The sequence below is a fragment of the Paenibacillus sp. N3.4 genome, assembly GCF_008017805.1.
Classification (GTDB): Bacteria; Bacillota; Bacilli; order Paenibacillales; family NBRC-103111; genus Paenibacillus_E.
This window is the reverse complement of record NZ_VRTT01000107.1, coordinates 1-17,858: the sequence shown is the minus strand read 5'-3', so window position 1 is coordinate 17,858 and position 17,858 is coordinate 1. Positions and strand designations below refer to the sequence as shown.

Here is a 17,858-nt window from a genome sequence, read left to right as displayed (position 1 = left end):
GTTCTTTATTCGTCATGAGGCAACCTCCTGTAATTTTGGTTGCTTTCATCTTCTCACGTACTTAATTGGCAATGAAGGTGGCTAGGGTTTGACGCTTACGCATCTACATACGTGGCAACAAGAAAAATGGGAGTCACTCACATGTACTCTCTGAGACACCTTAATCACAACCTTCAAGTTTATTTGTATAGCACGCCAATAAAATATCCCTAAAGGTAGAAAGAGTTGCAGACCTTTGTACCCTTATAAACAACTGGTGGCAACTCTATAAAAAAGTCTACAGCGATTTTGTCCATCCCGACATCACAAGAAGTCAAAATTTATTGATACTCTTGCAGATTACGGGGACAACGCTTTACAGACTTGACGCAAGTCATGCCCGAACAAATTGCACAAATGTACAAAAATCGTTGGCAAATTGAGGTTTACTTTGGCTGGATTAAGCAACGTTTAAATATACCAATTTCCACTGAATGGATTGAGACAATTCAGGTTATCTTTCTGACACAAAATCTTTTTGGTTTCTCGAATTATATGTTTATCAACAAACATATTTTTATATAATGTTATAATATGCAAATTAAGATGTTTGGGGACATGGATTAGTACTATGGTGATTGCGCATTTTTCGCATTATTTTTGATATCCATCTTAATTGGCATATACCTTATATATTCTATAGCAACAGTGGCTTCGAATTCTATGAAGGGAGTACCTCATCTCAATTGCTGGAATAGTAATTCCAATAGTCATATCTAAAATTTAACCGAGCGTTGCTTCAATTGCAGCGTACTCAACTACCATGAAAATTAAATATCTGGCAGTCGAAGAAAAAGAACAGCACTAAAGAAGACGCAGTTCATTCATTTTTTAAAATGTGCAGCGCCTAGTTGACTCCACAGCAACAATCGGTATTATTGGCATTAACGACTGAATGACAGATATTGCATACAATACGAGAACTCTTTTAATGATAATAAGATACTGAAGCTTTAAAGTTCTAATCGATAATTGCATTAAACTCCCGTTAGTTTAATCGTTAACCCACTTCTCCTACAACCCGTCGAGAATGAGATAATGTTCTTGTCATCCTACATGAATAATCATTCTAAACAGTTCTGTCTCGGGTTTGCACAACCCCTCTAGTTTTCGAAATGGTAATCGGTCGAATTCTCCAATCTCCGATAAAATTGTTGCAGCCATTTTATGGCCAATACCGGGAATCGACTGGATTAAATCATATTCTTCAATTTCATTAGCGAGGGCAACTATGTTCTGTTCCAACTCAGCAAGATGCTCCTGGTACTGAAGAATAAGGGTGATCAGGATCCTTAGATTAATCAAGTGGCTTGCGTACATGGTTTGCTGAAAGGGGTTTTTATTGGCTGCGACCCGCAGCCGTTGGACCCTTTCGTTAATCCAATTCTCTGAGCGCCCTCGTTTTGAAGAAAGTAGAACATTGATCTTCGATTTAAGCGTTTCTTCATCGGTTTGTAAAACCAAATATGACGTTGGAAACTCATTTAAAAATTGAAGTGAAACACTAGAATACATAGCTCCGAAAACGCCTTTGTATGCAGGGAAAACCTGATCCAGAATAACTTGGAATTGCAGCTTTGTCTGCACACACATCTTAGAGAGTGACTCATATTGCCGCGTCAGATAGCGCAGATTAAGCAACTGCACACCCCTTTTTTGGAAAGGTTCGAACTCTTCCTTATAGTGAAGCTCTGCCAAAAGATAAGCATCAGCAGCATCCGTTTTCATTTTACGAAGATTAGATTTTCTAAACCGATTTGAAATGAGCGGATTGATAACAATGAATAAATAGTGATGCTCCTCCAGGAACTGAACGACGGGGCTTTGGTAATGCCCAGTTGCTTCGAGAATAAGCGTGGGACGCTGTCCAGACGCATGCTCGACTTCCTGAATAACTTGAAGCAACCTCAAGAGTCCTTCTCGCGTATGTTCGAAATGAAACGTCCCCTTGAATGGCTTTCCACGATCTAAAAAAGCCAGTCCATAGCTTTCTTCTTTAGAAATGTCTAGACCGATAACTGGATTCATCCGATCTCTCCTTGGAATAAATTTACCGGCAGCCCCTAAGAGTCTTCTTGTCGCTCCATAGCATCGCATATGATACGGGATCTTTGTCCCAACCAGCCTCAATCATGGTAATGACAAGTAGGGGTGAACATTAGAGCGCTCGGGATCAAGTCCCACGGCCAGGTACGTTCGACCCGGCTACTTTAATCCTCAAAGCAAATGCAAAAAGGATCAACCAGTAAGTTCTGGTTGATCTCATAATACGAACGGGCAGTTATCTTCACTTCAATTTTGGATAATAATGATTTACTGAACTCAATTATATTTATTGAAGAGTGAGATGGGAAAAAATATTTACTTATCATGACTGAGAGAGGTAATAAGCATATTCCAACGGTCTACTATAAATTAGTTTTTTGCTTTTAAAACTCTTTATGTCATTATATATACTTTTTTGAGGTTTTCCGTTCAGTTCAATAATCCGTAGCTTACTATCTTTGTCAATGGCAAAATCCACACTCAATTCTCCCAATGAACCCATATGAATTTCTGCTTCTTGTGCGGCTTTTACACTTACATCGCGAAGTGATTGAAGAATGTCATTCACTTTTTTCTGCGGAAATAATCGAGGGAGAACCTCTACAACATCATAAATATGTTCACACATACTTGTGTTAAAATATTGTTTGTGAGCCACTCTACATGCTATTGTGGAAATCGTCCATTCGCCCATAATCCCCTTTTGAACAAGGACCCGGATATCAAAATACTGATGATCAAGTTGACTCATTAGAATCCCTTGCTGGACCATGTATGTCTTTGGTCCGAGAAGTTCATCCAATTTTTCCTGAATGCTTTCATTTTTTCTACAAATATATCTTGGAGCTAAGCTGTGCAATGAAATGTGTATATCTTCATTATCCATTAATTCAACCCGATATACAGACGCTCCTTTATTTCCATAAATCGGCTTCATATAGACAAGTTTATAGGATTCTAATAGTTCGGATATGTTCACTTCATTATATAGAAATGTGTCTGGTACATATGGTTTTAGAATTGAATGTACTAATAGATTATAGAGATCCCATTTGTTAAAAAAATTGATAGTGTTGAAACACTTATTCCTGCCTATTGCTTCTTCAAGGCGTTGAATAGTAATTAGTTTTTTGTTATAACAACGGTTGTAGACGGCATGAGGAAAAGGGAACGAACTTTGTGTCCATTTACCTTTTTTCAAGCTAAGTCCAATAATACGTTGTTTATTCCACTGTATATCTGTTGGCGTGAAGGCGTAAAGTTTCAAGTTTAGATGCTGATAACGTTGACAAAGGTCCAAAATTCTTTTTCTACTACGCCTATTACTGACCATAATACCTATTAATGGGCGCTCGTCCATTCTTATCACTCCCTAGTCATCTATCCTAAAATTATATAATGCTAACGCAGTTAACTTGGTATGGGACAATCACATAGTATATCTGAATTGTGATAATTTGGGTTTTATTTCCACTATTTTATTTTGGTAGGCATATACTGTGTCTATCTTTTTTGGCTTGTAATATGATGAAATACACTGCTTACAGGGAGATGAGATTAGTATGGGAAAATGTAATTGCCCTCCAGGCCCTCCGGGTCCTGAAGGACCACGAGGGCCTCAAGGAGCAACAGGACCCGAAGGACCGCGAGGACTCAAAGGAGCAACAGGGGCAACAGGGGCAACAGGAGCAACAGGGGCAACAGGAACAGCGGGAGCAACAGGGGCAACGGGAGCAACGGGAGCAACAGGAACAGCGGGAGCAGCGGGAACAACAGGAGCCACAGGAGCCACGGGAACAACAGGAGCCACGGGGGCAACAGGAACAGCGGGAGCCACGGGAACAACAGGGGCAACGGGAGCTACGGGAGCAACAGGGGCAACAGGGGCAACAGGAACAGCGGGAGGATTAATTCCATTTTCAACGGGCATCATTCTTAGTGGTGCTACGGTCGTATCTGCTGCTCCAATTTTAATGGGATTTGGTAATCATACGGTTGAAGTTATCGATGGTTCTGGTGAATCAACGATGCCACCCGAAGCAGGTGGTTTTGCTTTCCCAATTCCCTTTGCGGGAACTGTTCAAAATTTACAAATAAGCGCAGACTTACTGGTTGCTTCAGTGGTTTCAATTAATACTCTCGGTCTTCAATATGATTTTACTGTATTTCTAGCACCTTCCGTTCCTAATAATGGCATTGATCATCTTTCTTCATCTTACCTGACAACTCCGCTGACTAGTTCGGTTAGATTCGGATTTCCAAATAATATAATTACTGCGGGCACTTTCCGTACTGCAACGAATATAAATGTGGGGGGATTATTAGTAGTTGCTGCGGGCGATCGTATTGGCATTCGTGTAAGGACGCTTGCGTCGACAGATCCCTCAGCAGCCGATATCACTCAACTCTCATTTAGCGCTAGTCTATCTTATACTCCTTCTTAAAAATAACCTAGCCAAAAAAAAGGCCCCTTAAATCATCAACATCTAAAGAAACCTTTTATTTTGTGAGCATGTGAGAAGGATCTGTCGTGGCAGATCCTTTTCTGTATTTACTCCTCCTCCCTCAAATATTATTTGATTTTACAATACACTTTTCACCAACATTTGCTAAACAAACGAAGAACGATAGTTGAGGATCTGGTTCGCGGCAGATCCTCTTTATCGATTGAAGTAACGCTAGGATAATTTGGCAGGAAACTTGAATATAATGAGTTACTACAGAGTGTTTATGTTTGTATACATAGAATATCGCGTATTAGAGGTGCGGGGCTTTTTTTGTTAATCGGAACACATTCTTGTCATCCGACAGTGCAACGGGTGCTGCAGGAGCCACAGGTGCAACTGGAGCAACTGGAGCCACAGGCGCTACGGGTGCAACAGGGGCCGGGCTATCCCAATACGGATACATTTATAATTTTAGCGCTCAAACTGTAGCAGTAGAGGCTCCTGTCCTGTTTGATTCTACTGGTGTAACTACAGCTGGAATCACTCATACTCCCGGAACCCCTAATATTGGTATTACCGTTGCAGGCGATTATGAGGTTACTTTCTCTGTTTCTGGTGTAGAACCTAACCAGTTTACTATATTCTTAAACGGCGCACCGGTTACTAATACGGTATACGGTTCAGGCGCCGGCACTCAGCAAAACAATGGGCAGGCGATATTAACCATTCCAGCCGGCAGTACTCTTACTTTGGTTAATCATACTTCCGCTGCCGCGGTTACCTTTCAGACACTAGCCGGAGGTACACAAACAAACGTTAAACGCTTCTATTGTTATCAAAAAATTAAATTAGCGACACTTAAATCTCCCGTATAGGGAGATTTTACTTTAAAATTCACTCTTAAGTTGGCTCACGCATATAAATAATGGAAAGAATACGCAGCTCTTTTACGGGAGTGAACCAATTGATTACAATAAGCCTTTGCATGATTGTAAGGAATGAGGAAGATGTTATTGGAAGGTGTTTAAAGTCGGTTCATGAGGTTGTAGATGAAATCATCATTGTCGACACAGGCTCAACTGATCGTACAAAAGAAGTTTGCCTGGAGTACACCAAAAAAATCTTTGACTTTGAGTGGATCAATGACTTCGCGGCTGCTAGAAATTTTGCGTTCAGTTGTGCGACAATGGACTATATTTTTTGGCTGGATTCAGATGATGTCCTTCTTTTAGAAGATTCCGAAAAATTGATGGCATTAAAGGGGATACTCGATCCGGCTGTTGATTCCGTTACCATGGTGTATTGCCTCGCACAAGACGAACACGGCAACATGACCTCCAGCAACAGGCGAAACAGACTGGTAAAAAGAATAAATAATTTCCAGTGGCGCGGTTTTGTGCATGAGTATCTCGAGGTAGCAGGCAATATCCTTAACAGCGATATCGTCGTGTTTCATAAACCGTTAAAGTACCATGACTCTGATAGGAATCTTACAATATATAAACAGCGCTTAGAAAAAGGAGAAAAATTTTCTTCACGTGATTTATATTACTTCGCAAATGAATGGTTCGACCATGGATTTTATGAGCAGGCGGTAGACTACTATGAAAAATTCTTGGCTACCAATCAAGGATGGATCGAAGATAAAATAGCTGCATGCGGCAAACTAGCAGATTGTTCCCATCATCTAGGTAATAAAGAACGGGAAAAGTATTATACACTCAAATCGTTTGAATACGATACCCCGCGAGCGGATTTTTGCTGCAGGATGGGGTATGGATTTATGCAACAAAACGAGTGGGAAAAGGCTGTTTTTTGGTATAGACTCGCTTCTGAGCTTAAGAGACCGAAAGATAACTGGGGTTTCTTCGATCATGCTTGCTGGACTTGGCTGCCCCATCTCCAACTTTGTGTTTGCTATTATCAATTGGACGAATATGAACTTGCCTATAAACATAACGAAATCGCCCGACAATTTATCCCTAACGATGAAAAAGTTTTGCACAATCAGCACCTTTTAGAAGCGTTATTGAACAAGGAATGAAAACTGTCGTATATGTAAATTTCCATATAATAGTGCCGAGCACAAGAAAAAATTTGAAATGCAGAAAGCATGTATTCAAATGCAAATTACGATGGGAAATCGTCTGGGAAAGTCACAGTTTGAGGTCGATGTGCGATGACCTAATCGCGGAATGGCGAAAGGACGTAAAAAATTAATGTCGTGTGGCAAGCTTGAGCCGTTAGATGGCTTAAGCTTTTTTGTTGTTCCGCGATGTGCGTATGTATTTTAGTTGTAGATGCATTTATTAGATGTAAAATATTTAAGAATCCGGAGGGATATAGCTATGTTGTTGCCGGATAATATACATCCAACTCTTTTTAGTGGAAGATTTAAATGATGAAACTTCAAATGAAGTTGTAATCGAAAGAAACTTTCTATCTCGAAAGCAAAACATTCGTAAAATAAATGGCGTACCTGTACTTGAAAAAGATTTTGAAAGTGTGCTCAAAATTCAGCTAAAAAAGTTTAATAAACACTTTTTAGCTATTTCATTCGAACTCTATGGCGAAAATATGCTTTAAAATATGATAAAATCATTAACAAAAATAAGCAACAATTCTATAAATTTAGCGCGTTCAATGCTAATATGAATTAGGGAAAAAAACAAGGTGAGATATTGTGCTTTGATCTAGCATATATACTTTTCGCAGATGAAGAAGGAATACCTTGTTTGCACTTTTTACTAAATGATAAAAAGGAACTGATGCACGACAACCAGTTAATTAATGTCGCGGACTTTGTTAAAGACAAGAATATACAAGTAGTGGTCTCAATTTTAAAAGATAAACTACCTGAAAGCCTTCTTGAAAAAGTACACGTAATAGTTGAGCTATCTCAAGAAAGTAAATTGTTTAAGATTGAACAGAACTAAAGTATGTTCTCCTTTTTTCTAAGTTAGAGTATTAACGTAAACATCCTTTTTAAAGGAAGTAAAGAAGAGAAAAGAGTGTAGACAAGACTGAATATTGGATTTGTACATAAAAGAGAAAGTCTTATCCAAATTTAGTAATAGCTGCTGCATATAATGCGCGGCTTTTTTTATGTAGAAATAAGAGTCAATATACTCACGATAGCTTTGACATAATGTAGAAAGGAGAGAATTGAATGAAAGTGTATAACAAACTAGTCCGCGATAATATCCTGCGGATCATTGATAGAAATGGTTATATACTACTTTCTCTATTGCTGAAACAAATTGGTCAATTAATTATAAACACAGATTACAGCCGCGATAGAAGTATCTAGTAGCATAATGCAAGTGCTTGCTGCAACAACTTGGTTAAATGAAGCACCACAATGCAACTTCTCAATAGTATCTTTAGGATTCTGTATAGTATAAAGTTTACGTCTGCCCTCCATAAACCCTTCTTTAAGCTTAGCAAAAGCCTTAGCATCATGATTAACCCTCAATGATCATATCCTTCTAGAATTCAGCAATAACCGCAATATAGCGAGGATAGTCCGTCCAAATTGGTGTATCTTCTAATAGCCCCATGTTTGATGCGCATTATTGTAATACACTATGTTTTCGAATATGACACTAATTAATCCATATGTGAAGTTAATCTGGTCCTTACGGAGACTTAAAATCTCAGAGATTCTGCAACCAGTGGAAAAAATTAGACAGAACATTGTAAGATCTCGATGGTATTCTTGAGATTCACTAACTAAAGTATGTAGGAATCTCAAAATGTCATGTCGTGATAAGATTTTAACCGGACGTTTAACCGGCTTGAGTTCATCGAAATTGAACTCCATTAGTCTTACAGGACTTGCAAAGTGGTATTCCTTCTCAAGGAACTTAAAGAAAGCACCGATTGAGTTCTTCAATAGTAAATACTGGTTATAAGAAAATCCTTGTTTATTTTTAAAATAGTGATCGAGTACTTCATAATTTATAGGGTCATGTTTGATTACATTACCAGTTATAGGGCTGGTTAATGTGAAAATCTTTTCAAGATGTACTTCTTCAAATGTGACTTCTTTGATTCTACATAAGAATTGTGTGAAATCTAATAAATTAATTTGGTGTATTTCTTTTCTACTTGCAGATACAGTACTTGTAAATAATAGTTGTTCAAAAGCGAAGGGATACTTCTCAGATACATGCTCTTGAAGTTCACGTGGAAACAATTGGATATAAATATACGTAGTTTCTGGAGATTTATGCCCGAGAATCTGACTCAAATACTCGGTTCTCATTTTGGCTAATAAACAACGAACTGCGAACGTATGGCGGAAAGAATGAGCTGTGAAGTGTTCCGAGAGTTTTAACTTTTTACAGATCTCCAATACCATTCGGCCAATGCTACGAACTGAGATGGGTTTTTCTCTTGTTGTTCCGTAATCTCTGCTAAATAAGAATCCTTTAAGATCTCGGCTCCACTCATTTACTCCAGTAAGGAAAAGATAGTCTAGAACAATTTTCTTCACCTGAGGGTAAATAGGAATATTTCGATCTTTATTTCCTTTGCCTTTATAAATTCGAATAACATTATTCTCGATATCAAAGTCACAAACCCGAAGTTTTGAAACTTCGCTTACTCTGCATCCAGAACCAAGCAAAAAGCTAAAGAGCGCATGGTATCTGTAACCGTGTGTGGTTTGTAATGCTGATTTTAAGAAAGCCACTACTTCTTCCTCGCTGAAATACCGCGGTTTGAGATCAACTGGTTTAAACGCGAATCTCTTTTCATATTGCTTATCCGTCAAGTCAGAATAATAACAAAAATCCAACAACTCTCGAACAATAGCCGTGTAGGTATTTATGGTTCGAGTTGCTAATATTTCGATTTTTTCAGATTTGTCTGTTAGTAGGAAATCTAAAAATATCGCTTGGTTGAATTGACCGATCGTAAGTTCTTTATTGTACTCCAATAAGTATCTCATCAGCCGTTTTAAAAAGTTGGAATAGGTTATCAGTGTGGATTCAGCGATTTGCTCCAGTTCACGAAGTTTCTTTATATGATCCATAATTTATTGATCGCCTTTAAAACTAATATTTCATTTTTTGACTTGGTGCCAAGCAGGCCTCCTGACTCTATGAAAGCAATAAATGATTCATACGGCACGTTTAGTTCTTCACCCATTTCTTGATAATTAAATTTAGATGTTCTATTGAGATTCATTTATTTGTACAATCCCTTCAACTGGATTATATGGCAATGTGTTTTCAAGCAGAGTTTCGATACTTCTATAAAAATAGTGTAGAGTTGATACTAAATGTTTGTGGCCGGCTGTTTGGTCGACTTGGTGGATATCATTACGATCATTAAGTGCGTTCGTGATAAACGTATGTCGTAACGATTTTGCTGAAAAGCGTGCTTCACCAAATGCTTTCTTGTTGTACATGTTTATTTGAGCTCCGATTGCCTTGGTGTTCATTGGCTCGCCCGTTTCGAGGAGAAATAGATGGTCGGTCATAGCTGGAAGATTCTTGCGGTACTCCAGGTATTTCACGACTTGGTTCATCACAAATTTATCGATTTTAAGTACTCGTTGACCGGACTTCTAGCAAAATAATGTTAAAGTTGATTCGGTAATGTTGACATCTGAGATTCTAATATTACAGACCTCAATAGGTCGGCATCCAATTTCCACAAAAATAAGGGTGGTAGCAAGATCTCTTTGTAAATGCCTACTATTCATGTGGATTATTGTTTCTATAAGGGCTAGTCGATCTTCGTTTGTAACATATTCATTGTCACGAGTTATTTTATTCCCTTTGAATTTATGGGGGATATCATACTTAAAAGACACAATATTATTCATATAAAGGTACTTTATAAAAGATTTCAATTTTAACAACTTATCGTATGCTGTTGTCTTATTAATTTCTTTAAGGTTGTACCGCGTTGCTAAATGCTCTTCGTACTTCTTAATACTATCGTATTGCAACAATTCAAGTTGGGAAATGCCTTGTTGTTTAAGAAACCTTAGGAAGTATCCGATAGTACTGTAATGTCCTTCAATACAAGGCAAGTTACTTTTTTTCATTTGTTCAATGTAATTTCTGAAAATTTGATTCTTAACATAATCTTTTTTACGTCGGCCGTTTAGATAGAAAATATTATTATCTTTCTTATTTTTGCTACATCGCACTTTAGAAGTCTTAATAAGTATTTCTATTTCTTGTCTTTTAACTGTTCTTTTTGATGAAGGGCATATTAGACTCCACTCCACATTAACAAGTCCTTGAAGAGTTAAATATTGATAGTACTTTTTAAGTGTATTGAGAGTATCACTGTGCTTACGTTTTGTGATTTTCTTTAGAGAGAGAGAGAGAGGCATTTTTTTGATCAATGTAAACTTTGAAAACCAGAGATACGTTCTTATCTACATCAAATTGTTTATTAATCAAATAATCAAACATAGTTTGCTTGAAAAAACTTATTTCCTTCAGTTCAGAATTTATTTTTTTTGAACCCAATGTGTGAAGAAATTGTGCAAAACTCAACTCCTCATTTATCATTGGTATTCTTAGGGCGTGCTCCATTTTTATCACCTCAATTTTAGTGTTTGCAAGTAAGTCTATTAATATACTAATAAACCTATTAGTATTTGCTTGAAATCCCTTGTGAAACTAGCAAAAGTTAGTATAATAATACTAGAAGTTTCACGGTGAGGTACACTCAGTGCCAAAAACCATTTACGCAAGTTGAATGCCCTATGAGGCGGAAGTTATTCTTGAAGGAGTCCAATTGGACATCGTTACCCTTAGAAGGATTACGCACTCATCAGGGTTATTTTTTCATTTATTACCAATAGCACCTATTTATTTACATTTTATTTCCGATAATTTTTGGAATTAAAGGCTCACCGGGACCTGGATCGTCTGCTAGATGATGCCATTAAGCATAAAACCGACTGGCTGTATATAAGTGGACATGGGCTGACAGAGCTGCCTGAGAGAATCCGGGACCTTACGGAGATGCGTGATCTAGAAATTTTTGAACAGGATCTTTATCGTCTACCCGAAAGGCTGTTCGAGTTAAGCAAGCTTGAACGCTTGAAAATCCTGACGGCTGATTTGGAGAGTATTCCCGCATCCATAGCCAGGCTGAAGAACCTGAGAGAGCTTTGCATCCATTGTGCGAGCTCGGATCGGCCGACTCCCGGGTATCGGGCCAAGCCGAAGGAAGAGATCAGCCTAAACCGCATCCCGCCGGAGATTGGAGAGCTGGAACAACTGGAGCAGCTTACGATTCAATACACCTCGATCCATGAGCTACCGCTCGAGCTAGAGAAGCTGAAGCACCTGCGAATCTTAGACTTAGGAATGTGTATGATCAATCGGAAGCCTGATTTCCTCTATGGTATGAAGCAACTGAAATACATTAATGTGTCTCAGGATTCGTTATGGGAAACGATTGAATCAGAACAGTAGCTTAAATAACGGACAAATGCATTAAGCTAACGCAAAACTATAGCTCAATAAACATTTAGAAGAAAGCGGCCTATATTAATGGATCGCTTGTCTTCTGAGCAAACAAGTAATTACGTTAATAATGAGTGTAAGATATTACAGTATTGGGCGCCGCCAGGCACTATATTTAGAAATGCAAACAGGAAATACGATAATAAGGAATAAAAACAAGCTCTGTTCACCTTGGTGGACAGAGCTTGTTTATCGAAAAATAATAATAATAATACCATTATATGTTATTTAAAGCATATGCCCTTGTTCATTCGTCCAAGCATAGTTGAGTAGAAATCATAAAATACATTACGAGACTTGCAAGTTTCTAATTTTAAAAGATTTGCGGTACGAAGACAATAAAATGTAAAAAAACCTTAAAGAACGAAATATCTTTAGGTAAATTTCTGAGATCAAGTCACTGCTTGGATCTGTTTCGGAACTAGCTACTCTGAAACGGTAGCCTGATGTTCTTCGATGACCTTAAGGTAGTTGGATTTAGTATTTTATTATGGAGGTGGCAAGATTGAGTAATGAAAAGAAATTAGAAAAGGCTATTGACAAAGTTGGAATTGAAAATATCAAGAAAATTGAAATTGAGTATTTCAATGGTAATGAATTTGAATTGAAGTTATGCAGCCAAGATGAGGATGAGAGAGAGGAAAAGCTTGAGGACTTTCTCGATAAACTCAATTGGAGTCAAGTTGAAGAAATTGAGATAGAACTCTACAATGGTGCCAAAATCAAGATTGAGTTCGAGCATTGTGGCGGACGTGGCCCGACTGGAGCTACTGGACCAACAGGTCCGACAGGAGCGACTGGAGCTACTGGAGCTACTGGAGCGACTGGGGTTAATGGAGCTACTGGGGCTACTGGGGCTACTGGAGCTACTGGGGCTACTGGAGCTACTGGAGCTACTGGTGATACAGGTGCTGCTGGAGTCACGGGTGCTACTGGAGCTACTGGTGATACAGGTGCTACTGGAGTCACGGGTGCTACTGGAGCTACAGGTGCTGCTGGAGTCACGGGTGCAACTGGAGCAACTGGAGCAGGTGCAATTATTCCTTTAGCATCGGGTGGTCCGATTGTAATGACAACTGTTTTAGGAGGATTAGTTGGAACTACGAGTCTTATTGGATTTGGTAGTTCTGCTACAGGAATCAGTCTGATAGGTGGAATAATCGATTTAACTGGTACTATTGTGGGACCGATTATAGATTTTGCATTTTCAGTTCCTAGAAATGGTACGATTACATCAATATCTGCATTTTTTAGCAATACTATTTCATTAGCTGTTGGTGCAACAGTAATTACAATTACTGCACAATTATATAGTGCGTCTGCAACAAGTAATATTTTTAGTCCGATTCCAGGTGCATCAGTCACACTAGCGCCAACATTAACTGGAATAGTTTCACTTGGTGATATCAGTAATGGTATTACTTCACCGGTTTCCATTCCTGTAACAGCAACAACTCGATTATTAATGGTTTATTCAGCTTCGGCAGCGGGAGGATTAAGTCTTGTTAATACTGTAACGGGTTATGCTAGTGCAGGATATACAATTGATTAACGATTAAATTTAATTATGGATATTAAGAAGTGCATAAATGGATGCTGTTTCAATCGGAGATATAGCAAATGGAGTAGCTACCTGCTTATCGATACCAGTTACGGCTCAGAACGCTCATTACTAGTTTTATCAAGTCTCGTTATTGGCACTTCACTCACCAATACTATAGTAGGATATAATTGGTAAGCCCTTTTTGTTTGAAGAAATGACTTACTTCGTCTCCAATTCTTTCATTTTATTGTAAAGTGTTCCGTGGAAGAAACTGAAAAGCTTAGCCACAGCACTCTTATTTCCAGTTGTGTTCCGTAATGGTCTAACGGAAACTGATAGTTAAACATTTGAAGGGTTGCCGCGAGGTAGCCCTTCACCCCGCTAACGGGCAGGAAAATGCAGTCTATAATCGTATTACTTCAAAAAGTAAATTATCTACACGAGGATCATCGGATTACAATGATAAGAACAAACATCGACTTCATTGCGCTGACGGAGAACGATAGTGGAGGAGCTTGCTTTGAGGCGGCTCCTTTTTGAATTCGTTGAAGTAAAAGTAATACATCAAAGAATAAAAGTACCATTCCCAAGCCATAGTGAATAACATATTTTATACTTCTGCGAAGGGAATGAGTAACACAATGTATTACGTTGGGAATATGTATCCATATCCATACTACGTTAACGCACCAATGTATAACTATGTAAGACAGCCTGTGTACTTGGCGATTCCACAAGAAATAGAGAATGCAAACCGATTTGGTCATCGGCAATCATCAAACATGAATGAAAAAATTCAGTTAAAAGATTATGGAAGAACACCGTTTGTTGTGAATATTAACGAGGCTACAAAGCTAAACAGTACTTTTCGCACTGCCATATGGACAGGAAATAACTTACAAGTTACTGTGATGAGTATCAATGTTGGAGAAGACATCGGTTTAGAAGTTCACCCCACAACTGACCAATTTTTGCGTATTGAAGAGGGGCAAGGTATAGTTCAAATGGGTGATACTAAAGATAATTTAAATTTTGAAAAAAGAGTTTATGATGAATATGCAATCATGGTACCGGCTGGTAAATGGCACAATATAATAAATACGGGCAATACACCACTTAAACTTTATTCTATTTATGCCCCGCCTGAGCATCCATTTGGTACGATTCATAAAACGAAAGCAGACGCATTGGCTGCTGAATAAAACCATATACTTGCAGACATTCTCCATTAAGGTAATAAGGTACTCTTATAATTGAATTCACTTAGCTACCGGAAACGATAGTTAAATTTGCCGCAATAATCTTGGGGCGGTTTTTCTTTGGGTAAAAAAATCAATAATAAACATTAACAGAGCCAATCACTAAAAGACATATGAACAAAACACTAGCTTTCGTGCAGCAGCGGCATTTGTAATCAGAATGAAATCTGGTCTTCATCTGGCGTTAATGAATCGAGCCTATAATAGAACTCGACCCCTTTTAAAATATAAACATTAAGACTCACATCAAATTGGTGTGGGTCTCTTGTGATCAGTCATGATCATAAAATAGTTAGTTTTATACATATGTACGTTACGCTCCCTCGGTTATCTATCTAAGGGGTGGAGGTCGGTCTTTCTAACGGAACGGGTCAGTGCCCTTTTGCGTAACGTATCCCGATACTCCGTGCTTTCTTTGTCATCCTGCGAATACGCCAACTTACGTTAGTAATGCATAGTTTTTAAGCTGCTAGTGCAAAGACTTTATCTGGTTTGTAAGCTTCCTCACTTCGTGCCAAAGCTACTAAAAGTCGAGCCAACTTTCCGCATAACTTCAAAATTGATTTCATTTTTTTAGCTTTTTTACCTGAACATTACGTTGATGCAAAGCCTTGAATTCTTTGTTAGTCATAACCATGCACATCGTGATTAGGTAGAGGAAGTGTCGCAGGCGTGGTCGTCCCCGTTTACTGAGCGTCATCTGGCCCTTCCATTTTCCAGAGCTTGCCTCGGTCAGATTAAGGCCTGCATGACGCAGTAATGTGTTCCCGTGGATATAACCGCTGAGATCACCGGACTCCCCTAAAACACCAGCAATATTTTTCATCACCTTTAGGGGAGACACTTTCCGAATTTTAACGGAGCTATTAAATACAACTCTGAAGAAACTACTCGCTGCAAATCCTCAATTAAAAGAACCCTTTCCAGCAAATACACGCATAAGGATTCCAACAACCCAGCCTAATTCTCCCAGATCTCTAGAGAAACCACGGAAATCAATCGTAAAAATCAAACAAACAGAAAAGGCACCGGCCATTATCAGACTGGGCAGGTCACTATTAGGAACCCGATATCGATTTGGGGCAGGTCCTTATCCTCGTTCAAGAAGATTTGATTGTTCATCCTATTTACAATACATTTTGGTAAAAACGGAGTCTTGCTACCAAAGAACCTCTGGGCAACAAGCAATAGTGGGGAAAAGGATCAATCAAAGGGACGTAGAGGCGGGCGATATACTCTTTTTCCGTAGACCTCGCTATTCAGATAATCGGATTGGTCATTGCGGGGTCGATATTGGAAATGGGCAGATGCTGAATACGTATCAATCCCCCCCCGGTGTGACGATAACTAGATGGAGAGACCCGTATTGGTTAAGCAGATACATTACAGCCCGAGAGGTTTTGTAGGTTGAGCAAAATCAGTAATTGGAGAGTAAAATGAATAAAACGGAGACGTAGAAAGCAACAAACGCTTCTATCTGCGAGCTGGAGGGAAATGATGACGAAAAGAAGATTAGCAGTTGCCGCAAGTGTAATTTTATTGATTACTTTATTTTTTTATTTAGTCGGGTACAAATTAGATGCATTAAGTGCTGCCAGAGCGAACTCATTTGTACCAAAAGATTCTGTTTTATTAGATGAAGTTGACTACCCATGGGGAAAAGTATTAATCTTCGATTCACTTGAAAAGCCGATTACAGCAATAAGTTTCAAATCATTTGGGTTTTTATGGGTTTCAAGAACGTCAACGTATTATTTTCATAACGATGACTCAATTGAAACAATCGGCGGAGTCTTATACTCGGATGACAAAGGCAGGTCCACGACCGTTATCAGTGTTTTGTTGAATGACCCGCAGATATCTTATTTAGAGATCGGACCCGAAGGAAACAGATTAAGAAAGAAAGCGGCGTTAAATGTTCCGATCACATTTTCTTGGGATAAATCATTCCCATGGAATGATTTTAACGCTAAGGCGTTTAATGAAGACGGGAAGATTCTCTATGAATATCGCTACGCCAAAACAAATTATACTAGATCAGAGGATTTAAAATGGTATCCTGTTTCGGTAAAAAGTCCATAAGGAGATTAACCTAACGCAGAACGCTAGCACAACAATAAGCATTAAGATTAAACCCTCCCAATTCTAGCAAAGCTAGAGATAACTTATACTTGGGAGGGTTTTTATTATGACATTGAAGGAGTTATGGATGCTGTATGAAGCTGACAAACGTATCCTGGGGTTCAGCACGCCTACAATGAAAGCATACTTTCTACAACTAAACATGTTGATTCGTGAACTGGGTAATCTGGAGATTGAAGAAATATCTTTAAACTTGCTAAAAGATTACATTGCAAGGGTATCAGAGTTATTAAAACCTAGTAGCTTAGGTCATCGAATTCGATTTGTACGCTCTCTTTTTCGCTTTGCATTTGAAGAGGGTCATATGACACGGAATCCTTCTCTCAAGTTGAGAGAGCCTAAGATGGTGGACAAACGTATTCCGAAATTCCTAATTGAGGAGGATGCTCACCGTGAGCATGCTCTGTTGGAATTTCTGTACTGCACAGGCTGCCGCGTTGGAGAAGTTCAGAAAATAAACATTGAAGACGTTGAAAGGGAATGTCCGTATATTTGTGTCGTTAATGTCTAAAGATTTATGTCGTTAGACACGACATTTTTGAAGATGTTGGTTGACAAGAACATTGTCCGAATGAAGTCCGCGTAAACCGCGGGCTTTTTTAGTTATCGGATCAATTCTTGTCATTTTGCGATGACAAGAACTTGATCCGATTCCCGATTCGTGACAAGAACATTGTCCGATTGCCGACAAGTAGTAGACTGACCTGTAACTTGTTAAACTGATATGAACGAGGCGGTCAATACCTCTTCTAATAATTAATTGTTTTTTTATTTTTGTCAGGAAAAAAATCCATTTTTAACCATTAATGGAGACAATGGTTGTTACCTTGAAATCTTGGCACGAAGGCAAAGACGTTGACGGTGGTTAACAGTCTGATAT

The 17,858-nt window shown here is 38.7% G+C and carries 14 protein-coding genes and 4 pseudogenes; 12 read left to right on the top strand and 6 right to left on the bottom strand.

Going from position 1 to position 17,858, the window contains the following annotated elements; translation table 11 throughout:
• The first annotated feature begins 363 nt into the window (after positions 1 to 363).
• Entirely contained in the window at positions 364 to 564 is a 201-nt protein-coding gene (locus FU659_RS37885; RefSeq protein WP_261808190.1) for a transposase, read from the top strand.
• Between the two features lie 582 nt (positions 565 to 1,146).
• Here the strand turns inward: FU659_RS37885 and FU659_RS31745 are convergent.
• A pseudogene (locus tag FU659_RS31745) lies at positions 1,147 to 2,067 on the bottom strand (IS110 family RNA-guided transposase); the annotation flags it as partial.
• 340 nt (positions 2,068 to 2,407) lie between these two features.
• Positions 2,408 to 3,445, bottom strand: a complete 1,038-nt coding sequence (locus FU659_RS31740; protein ID WP_147951223.1) for a YheC/YheD family endospore coat-associated protein — start codon at positions 3,443 to 3,445, stop codon at positions 2,408 to 2,410.
• Positions 3,446 to 3,665: 220 nt separating this feature from the next.
• Between FU659_RS31740 and FU659_RS39390 the strand changes: the two are divergent.
• From FU659_RS39390 to FU659_RS36610, 5 genes and pseudogenes are all read left to right on the top strand, one after another.
• Positions 3,666 to 3,989, top strand: a pseudogene (locus FU659_RS39390) (collagen-like protein); the annotation flags it as partial.
• Positions 3,990 to 4,882: 893 nt separating this feature from the next.
• The gene (locus FU659_RS31730; RefSeq protein WP_315971397.1) at positions 4,883 to 5,407 is read left to right on the top strand and encodes a BclA C-terminal domain-containing protein; all 525 of its coding nucleotides are present in this window, start codon (positions 4,883 to 4,885) and stop codon (positions 5,405 to 5,407) included.
• Between the two features lie 89 nt (positions 5,408 to 5,496).
• Entirely contained in the window at positions 5,497 to 6,576 is a 1,080-nt protein-coding gene (locus FU659_RS31725; RefSeq protein WP_222708695.1) for a glycosyltransferase family 2 protein, read from the top strand.
• Positions 6,577 to 6,917: 341 nt separating this feature from the next.
• Entirely contained in the window at positions 6,918 to 7,118 is a 201-nt protein-coding gene (locus FU659_RS36615) for a hypothetical protein (RefSeq protein ID WP_222708694.1), read from the top strand.
• A 95-nt stretch (positions 7,119 to 7,213) separates the two neighbouring features.
• A complete protein-coding gene (locus FU659_RS36610) occupies positions 7,214 to 7,468 on the top strand; it encodes a DUF2326 domain-containing protein (protein WP_222708693.1) in 255 nt (84 codons plus the stop codon).
• Between the two features lie 611 nt (positions 7,469 to 8,079).
• On the opposite strand, the gene FU659_RS31715 is transcribed toward FU659_RS36610, so the two are convergent.
• The 3 genes and pseudogenes from FU659_RS31715 to FU659_RS31705 all read right to left on the bottom strand — a co-directional run bounded on the left by FU659_RS31715 (position 8,080) and on the right by FU659_RS31705 (position 10,899).
• Positions 8,080 to 9,570, bottom strand: coding sequence for a tyrosine-type recombinase/integrase (locus tag FU659_RS31715; RefSeq protein WP_147951222.1), 1,491 nt, complete (start codon positions 9,568 to 9,570; stop codon positions 8,080 to 8,082).
• A 141-nt stretch (positions 9,571 to 9,711) separates the two neighbouring features.
• Positions 9,712 to 10,089, bottom strand: a pseudogene (locus FU659_RS31710) (tyrosine-type recombinase/integrase); the annotation flags it as partial.
• An 18-nt stretch (positions 10,090 to 10,107) separates the two neighbouring features.
• Entirely contained in the window at positions 10,108 to 10,899 is a 792-nt protein-coding gene (locus tag FU659_RS31705) for a site-specific integrase (RefSeq protein WP_147951220.1), read from the bottom strand.
• A 499-nt stretch (positions 10,900 to 11,398) separates the two neighbouring features.
• On the opposite strand from FU659_RS31705, the gene FU659_RS31700 reads away from it, so the two are divergent.
• The 3 genes from FU659_RS31700 (at position 11,399) to FU659_RS31690 (ending at position 14,779) form a co-directional block, all read left to right on the top strand.
• Entirely contained in the window at positions 11,399 to 11,983 is a 585-nt protein-coding gene (locus tag FU659_RS31700) for a leucine-rich repeat domain-containing protein (RefSeq protein ID WP_147951219.1), read from the top strand.
• Between the two features lie 556 nt (positions 11,984 to 12,539).
• Entirely contained in the window at positions 12,540 to 13,586 is a 1,047-nt protein-coding gene (locus tag FU659_RS31695) for an exosporium glycoprotein BclB-related protein (protein WP_315971396.1), read from the top strand.
• Between the two features lie 632 nt (positions 13,587 to 14,218).
• A complete protein-coding gene (locus FU659_RS31690) occupies positions 14,219 to 14,779 on the top strand; it encodes a cupin domain-containing protein (RefSeq protein WP_147951217.1) in 561 nt (186 codons plus the stop codon).
• 518 nt (positions 14,780 to 15,297) lie between these two features.
• Here FU659_RS31690 and FU659_RS31685 read toward each other — a convergent pair.
• A pseudogene (locus FU659_RS31685) lies at positions 15,298 to 15,656 on the bottom strand (transposase); the annotation flags it as partial.
• Between FU659_RS31685 and FU659_RS38485 the strand changes: the two are divergent.
• The 3 genes from FU659_RS38485 (at position 15,619) to FU659_RS31670 (ending at position 17,489) form a co-directional block, all read left to right on the top strand.
• Positions 15,619 to 16,242 (top strand): C40 family peptidase, encoded by a 624-nt coding sequence (locus FU659_RS38485; RefSeq protein ID WP_147951224.1) that lies wholly within the window; start codon positions 15,619 to 15,621, stop codon positions 16,240 to 16,242. The pseudogene FU659_RS31685 and the gene FU659_RS38485 sit on opposite strands and share 38 nt — an antisense overlap.
• 88 nt (positions 16,243 to 16,330) lie before the next feature.
• Positions 16,331 to 16,918, top strand: coding sequence for a hypothetical protein (locus tag FU659_RS31675; protein WP_147951216.1), 588 nt, complete (start codon positions 16,331 to 16,333; stop codon positions 16,916 to 16,918).
• A gap of 106 nt (positions 16,919 to 17,024) precedes the next feature.
• Positions 17,025 to 17,489, top strand: a complete 465-nt coding sequence (locus FU659_RS31670) for a tyrosine-type recombinase/integrase (protein WP_261808188.1) — start codon at positions 17,025 to 17,027, stop codon at positions 17,487 to 17,489.
• The last annotated feature ends 369 nt before the right edge of the window (positions 17,490 to 17,858 follow it).